Genomic DNA, 5,985 nt, shown 5'->3' with positions numbered 1-5,985 from the left:
GGTCGGGGTGGTGGGCGTGACCGTCGTCCAGCCGGCGGTCGAGGGGTAGGCCTGGGACAGGGTCGAATGCTCGTCCTGCGTGGTCGCGTTCATGTAGGCGGACCAGCTGTCGCCTTCCGGGAAGTCGCCCCAGCGCCAGCGGTCGCCGTCCGGCATGTAGTAGGTGTTGTTGTCCCACACGTTGCCGCCGTTGAGCATGCCGGCTTCGTTGTAATCGGCGACGCCGCCCGACTGGCCGTTGCCGTCCTTGGAGACGATGATGTTGTCGTGGACCTTGTTGTTGGTCGTGGTCCAGGTCCCGAGTTCCCCGGCGCCGCGGTCCTGCTGGATCATCACGATGCCGTTGGCGCCCTTGACCCCGGTGATGTCGATCTTGTTGCCGTAGGCCTCGACGTTCTGCGAGTTCTGGATCTGGATCGACCCGCCCCACAGCCAGCCCTCGGCCTGCGGCTTGGCGCCGTTGCCGACCATCACGTTGTTGCGGATGATCGCGTCGTAGCTGATCTCGTGGGTGATGCCGCCGCCGCTGTTGTTCACGAGGACGTTGTTCTCGTACAGCGTCCCGACATTGTCGATGTCGGTCCACAGGCCGAAGCCGGTGTTGTCGTGGGAGTAGTTGCCGCGGACCACCAGATCGGTGGTGTAGGCGAACTTGGTGCCGCCGCCCTCCCAGAACACGTCGATGCCGGACCAGGCGCCGTTGCGCGCGATCTCGTTGCCTTCGACCAGGATCTTGGCCCCGGCGCCGCCCAGCCCCATCTCGCCGTTGTCGTGGACGTAGTTGCCGATGAACCTGCTGCCGTCCTGCGCCGTGGCGCCGACCGCGTAGTTCAGCCGCAGTTCGTTGTCCTGGATGGTCCAGTTGACGTCGCCCTGGATGGCGCCTTCCTGCGCCGGCGGGGTGTATTTCTCGATGACCAGGTTCTTGACCGTCACGCCGTCCGCGGTGCCGCCGAAGGCGCGGGCGGTGGTCCCGGCCTCCACCTTGTGCCCCGCCGGGTTGTCGCCCAGATAGATCTTGTCGGCGTTGTAATCGAAGTAGAAGGTTCCCGCCTTCAGCTTCGACAGCGCGTCCACCGGCGTCAGCGGCTTGTCGTCGACATAGACGGTTTCCGGATAGCCGGCGCGCATCGCGCCGGGCGTCGCCTCATCCGTCGCGCGGCGCTCGCCCTGCTGGGTCTGCCCGCCGACCACCCAGCGCCCGGCGCTGTCCTGGGTGAAGCCGGTCAGCAGCTTCGACCCGTTCAGCACGGCGCCTTCGGCGCCGATGAAGGTCTGGTTGTCCTTGGGCGTGATCGACTGGAGACGGTACTCGCCCGGCTGCAACCAGAAGGTCGCGCCAGCGGGAGCGCCATTGACGATGGATTGGATGTTGGCGCCGGGTGCTATGACGATCGCACCAGCGGGGGCCGTCAGCGTCTTCGGTCCGTACAGGTTAGCCATATGTCAATGCTCTCTTGAGGTGTTATCTACTGGTATGAGTTTTTTGGCGGTTTCGCCCTTTGGCATATGCGTCTACTACCAATTCGAGGAATGTTCCTGGCGGGGCATTTTTGTGAGATTCCCGGCATCTTTTTGCGAAGACTCCAGGAAGTCTTTGTTTTTCAAAAGAGAATCTTCCGCTTATCAAAGAGCGGAGAAGACAATGGGAATTTTTGCTTGCGGCCGCTTGCAAGCGGGCAAGCGCCGCGCCGCGTCATCCGCTGGATGACGGCGCAAGCCCCCAAGGGCGTCAGAAACGGGACATCAAATACGCGGAAGGATCAGTCGCCGCCGAACTGGTGGTCGATCCACTCGCTCACCGCCACCGGATCGAAGCGCAGGTCGAGCGGAATGCCGGCGATGGCGGCGCGGCAATGCTCGATGAAGGCGCGCTCCGCCCGGTTCATCTTGGAGGCGGGGTTCCACAGCAGATGGATGTCCACCGGCGCCACCCCCTCCTCCGGCGGCAGGGGCCAGAGCAGCCCGTCGCGCACGTCGCGCTCCGCCACATGGCGCGGCAGCGGCCCGATGCCCAGCCCGACGGAGATCATCCGCCGCACCTCGTCCAGATTGACCGAAGCGCCGACGATCCGGCTCTCGATCCCCTCCTGCGCGCGGAAGACGGCGAGCGGCGACAGGACCCCGCCGATCTGGTCGGAGGTGAAGGAGACGAACCCCTCGCTGCGCAGATCGCCCAGCGTCAGGCCGGTGCGGCCGAACAGATGGTGCCGCGGCCCACAATAGAGGCGGTAGATCTGGCGGGCGAACAGAGCGTGTTCGACCAGCGGCGGCGGCTCCCGCATCAGGCAGAGGCCGAGCGAGCCGGTCTTCTGCTGGATCGCCATGTGGACGTCGGCGCTCGCCATCACGTCCAGCCGGAAGGTCACCTGCGGGTGGGTGGCGTGGAAGCGCTCCAGCAGGGCGTCGAACAGCAGCGACTGGATCCGGCTGGCCAGCAGAATTCGGATATGGCCGGAAATCTCCTCGCGGATGTCGCGCATCAGGACGGCGAAGCGGGAGATATTGCCGTAGATCTCCAGCACCTCGGCGTAGATGATCTCACCCGCCTCGGTCACCCGGAAGCGGCCCTGCCCCCGCTCGATCAGCGAGCGGCCCATCTGGTCCTCCAGCCGCTTCAGGGCCTGGGACACCGCCGGCTGGGTCAGCCCCAGGCGCTGCGCCGCGCGGGTCAGCCCCTGCTCCTGCACGATCACCATGAAGGTGCGCAGCAGGTTCCAGTCCAGCTGGTGGCCGAGCCGCTCCAGGTCGCGCGCCGTCATCGGGGGAAAACCCATCGCCATAAATCCTGCTTATGTCGGCAATGAGGATTATCGATTTGGCGGAGGATGAGAAGCTGAATTGTAATACGCCGGTCGTCAGCGGTCGATCCCCGGCTTGGCCCAATCGGGCAAATCCGGTGGTCCTAGTCCAAAAGTCGAAATCGCCACAGTTTCTTTCCGGAGATTTGCCGACTGATAAGGACGACTGCGCGGCGGAGTGGTAAGAACGGAGTCGTCATGCCCGCATCCCACGAGGGTGGGCGGAGCATTGCAGCCGTGGACCGGGATGCGATCCTGGGCGCGGTGGCGAAGCTGCGCGAGGACGGAGTGAGCCTGCTGTCCGATCTGGTCCGGAGCCCCAGCCTGCTGGGGCAGGAAGGCCCGGCGCAGGATCTGATGGAACGGATATTCCGGGACATGGGCCTGGAGGTGGACCGCTTCGCCATCGACGAGGAGGCGCTGAAGGCTCAGCCCGGCTGGTCCCCCTCCCTGATCTCCTATGAAGGCCGCGAGAACGTCGTCGGCGTCCACAAGCCCCGGCGGGCGACCGGCAAGTCGCTGATCCTGAACGGCCACATCGACGTGGTGCCGACCGGGCCGGAGGAGCTGTGGTCCGCCCCGCCCTTCGAGCCGGTGGTCCGCGACGGCCGCCTCTACGGCCGCGGCGCCGGCGACATGAAGGCCGGCATCGCCGCCTATGTCATGGCCTTCAAGGCGCTGCAAAGCCTGGGCGTCCAGCCCGCCGCACCGGTCTATCTCCAGTCGGTGGTCGAGGAGGAATGCACCGGCAACGGCGCGCTCGCCTGCGTCGCCCGCGGCTACAAGGCCGACGCCGCGGTGATCCCGGAGCCCTTCAACCACACGCTCCAGATCGCCCAGGTCGGCGTCATCCGCTGCGAGCTGGAGGTGACGGGCCGCCCCGCCCATGTGCTGGACACCGGCGCCGGGCTGAACGCCATCGAGGCGGCCTTCCGGGTGCTGAAGCATCTGAAGGCGCTGGAGTCGGCCTGGAACCACCCGGACGGACGGCATCCCGCCTATGCGCACCATCACCATCCCTACAACCTGAATGTCGGGCACATCGACGGCGGCGAATGGGCGTCCTCCGTCCCCACCCGCTGCCGGATGGAGCTGCGCTTCGGCTTCCCGCCGGGCCGCGCCGCCGCCGAGGTCAGCGCCGAGATCGAGAGCGCGGTGGCCGAGGCCTGCCGCGGCGACTCCGACCTCAAGGGGATCGACGCCCGCGTCGTCTTCCGCGGCTTCCAGGCGGAGGGCTGCACGCTGGACCCCGATCACCCGATGCTGGAGGCCCTGGACGCCGCGCACCGGTCGATCTTCGGCACCCCGGCACCGAAGCTGGCCCAGACCTGCACCACCGACGTCCGCAACTTCGTCCTGTACGGCGACACGCCGGCCACCTGCTACGGCCCGGAGGCGGAGCGCATCCACGGCATCGACGAGTCCGTCTCGCTCGACAGCATGGCGAAGGTGACCGCCGTGCTGGCCCTGTTCATGGCCGACTGGTGCGGCCTGGAATCCATCGATCCATAACAGTCGTGTGACGAGAATCAACAATAAGGGGGCTTCAGACATGAGCAATCGTTTGCGTCACTTTCGCCAAACCCTGACCGCCGCGGCGCTGGCCGCAGCCCTGGCGGCGCCGCTGGCGCTGACCGTACCCGGCGTCGCCGTGGCGCAGGAGCGCGGCGGCACGATGAACATCATCGTCCAGCCGGAACCGCCGATCCTGGTGCTGGGCCTGAACCAGCAGGGTCCGACGCAGACGGTCGCCGGCAAGATCTACCAGGGCCTGCTGACCTTCGGCTTCGACCTGAAGCCGCAGCCGGAACTGGCGGAAAGCTGGGAAGTCTCGCCCGACGGTAAGGTCTACACCTTCAAGCTGGTGAAGAACGCCAAGTGGCACGACGGCAAGCCCTTCACCGCCCACGACGTGGTGTTCTCCACCTCCAAGTTCCTGATGGAGACCCACCCGCGCGCCCGCGCCACCTTCTCCAAGTGCGAGAAGATCGAGGCGTTGGACGATTACACCGTCCAGTTCACGCTGAAGGAGCCGTTCGGCCCGTTCCTCCAGGCCTTCGAGGTGTCGTCGGCCCCGATGATGCCGAAGCACATCTATGAAGGCACCGACTTCAAGGCCAACCCGGCCAACGCCACCCCGATCGGCACCGGCCCCTTCAAGTTCAAGGAGTGGAACAAGGGCTCCTACATCCATCTCGTCCGCAACGACGAGTATTGGAAGGCCGGCAAGCCCTACTTGGACGACATCTATTTCCGCGTGATCCCCGACGCCGCCTCGCGCGCCGTCGCCGTGGAGCAGGGCACCGTCCAGCAGACCCAGTTCAACGACATCGAGACCTTCGACGTCCCGCGCCTGAAGGGCCTGCCCAACGTCGAGATGACGACCAAGGGCTACGAGTTCTTCGCCCCGCTGTCCTGGATCGAGATCAACACGCGCAACAAGCCGCTGGACGACAAGCGCTTCCGGCAGGCGATGATGCACGCCATCGACCGCAAGTTCATCCGCGACAAGATCTGGTTCGGCCTCGGCCGTCCGGCGACCGGCCCGGTGAACTCGGTCACCCGCTTCCACGAAGCCAACGTCAAGAAGTACGACTTCGACCCGAAGAAGGCCGAGGCGCTGCTTGAGGAGGCCGGCTACAAGAAGGGCGCCGACGGCACGCGCGCCAAGGTCCGCCTGCTCGTCATGCCCTACGGCGAGACCTGGACCCGCCTCGGCGAGTATGTGAAGCAGGCGATGAAGCGCGTTGGCGTCGACGTGACGCTGGAGACCACCGACGCCGCCGGCTGGGTCAACCGGGTGTCCAACTGGGACTACGACCTGAGCTTCAACTTCGTTTACCAGTACGGCGACCCGGCGCTCGGCGTGACGCGCACCTACGTCTCGGAAAACATCCGCAAGGGCGTGATGTTCTCCAACACCATGGGCTACTCCAACCCCGAGGTGGACCAGCTGTTCGCCAAGGCCGCCCAGACCAACAAGGACGATGAGCGCCAGCAGCTCTACTCCGCCGCCCAGAAGATCCTGGTCGAGGACGTGCCCGTCGCTTGGCTGCTGGAAATGGAGTTCCCGACCTTCGTGGACAAGCGCTTCAAGAACGCCGTCACGACCGCCATCGGCGTGAACGAGAGCTACGACAGCGTCTGTCTCTTATACACATCTCCGAGCCCACGAGACTATAAC

At 65.7% G+C, this 5,985-nt stretch carries 4 protein-coding genes; 2 read left to right on the top strand and 2 right to left on the bottom strand.

The window, feature by feature from the left end; genetic code table 11:
* The coding region (locus tag Q4I23_RS29755) for a right-handed parallel beta-helix repeat-containing protein (RefSeq protein ID WP_498528609.1) at window positions 1-1,443 on the bottom strand (1,443 nt) is incomplete at its 3' end.
* A gap of 320 nt (window positions 1,444-1,763) precedes the next feature.
* On the bottom strand, window positions 1,764-2,777 hold the full coding sequence (locus tag Q4I23_RS29750) for a LysR family transcriptional regulator (RefSeq protein ID WP_498528608.1): 1,014 nt from the start codon (window positions 2,775-2,777) through the stop codon (window positions 1,764-1,766).
* Window positions 2,778-3,038: 261 nt separating this feature from the next.
* On the opposite strand from Q4I23_RS29750, the gene Q4I23_RS29745 reads away from it, so the two are divergent.
* Both Q4I23_RS29745 and Q4I23_RS29740 read left to right on the top strand, forming a co-directional pair.
* Window positions 3,039-4,313 carry a M20 family metallopeptidase gene (locus Q4I23_RS29745; RefSeq protein WP_498528607.1) on the top strand — a complete coding sequence of 425 codons (1,275 nt, stop codon included), beginning with the start codon at window positions 3,039-3,041 and terminating at the stop codon, window positions 4,311-4,313.
* A gap of 40 nt (window positions 4,314-4,353) precedes the next feature.
* Window positions 4,354-5,985: ABC transporter substrate-binding protein (locus tag Q4I23_RS29740; protein WP_498528606.1), on the top strand; the 1,632-nt coding region annotated here is incomplete at its 3' end.

It is taken from the genome of Azospirillum sp. UFLA03-27 (genome assembly GCF_059803775.1).
This window is presented reverse-complemented; position numbering and strand designations above follow the sequence as displayed.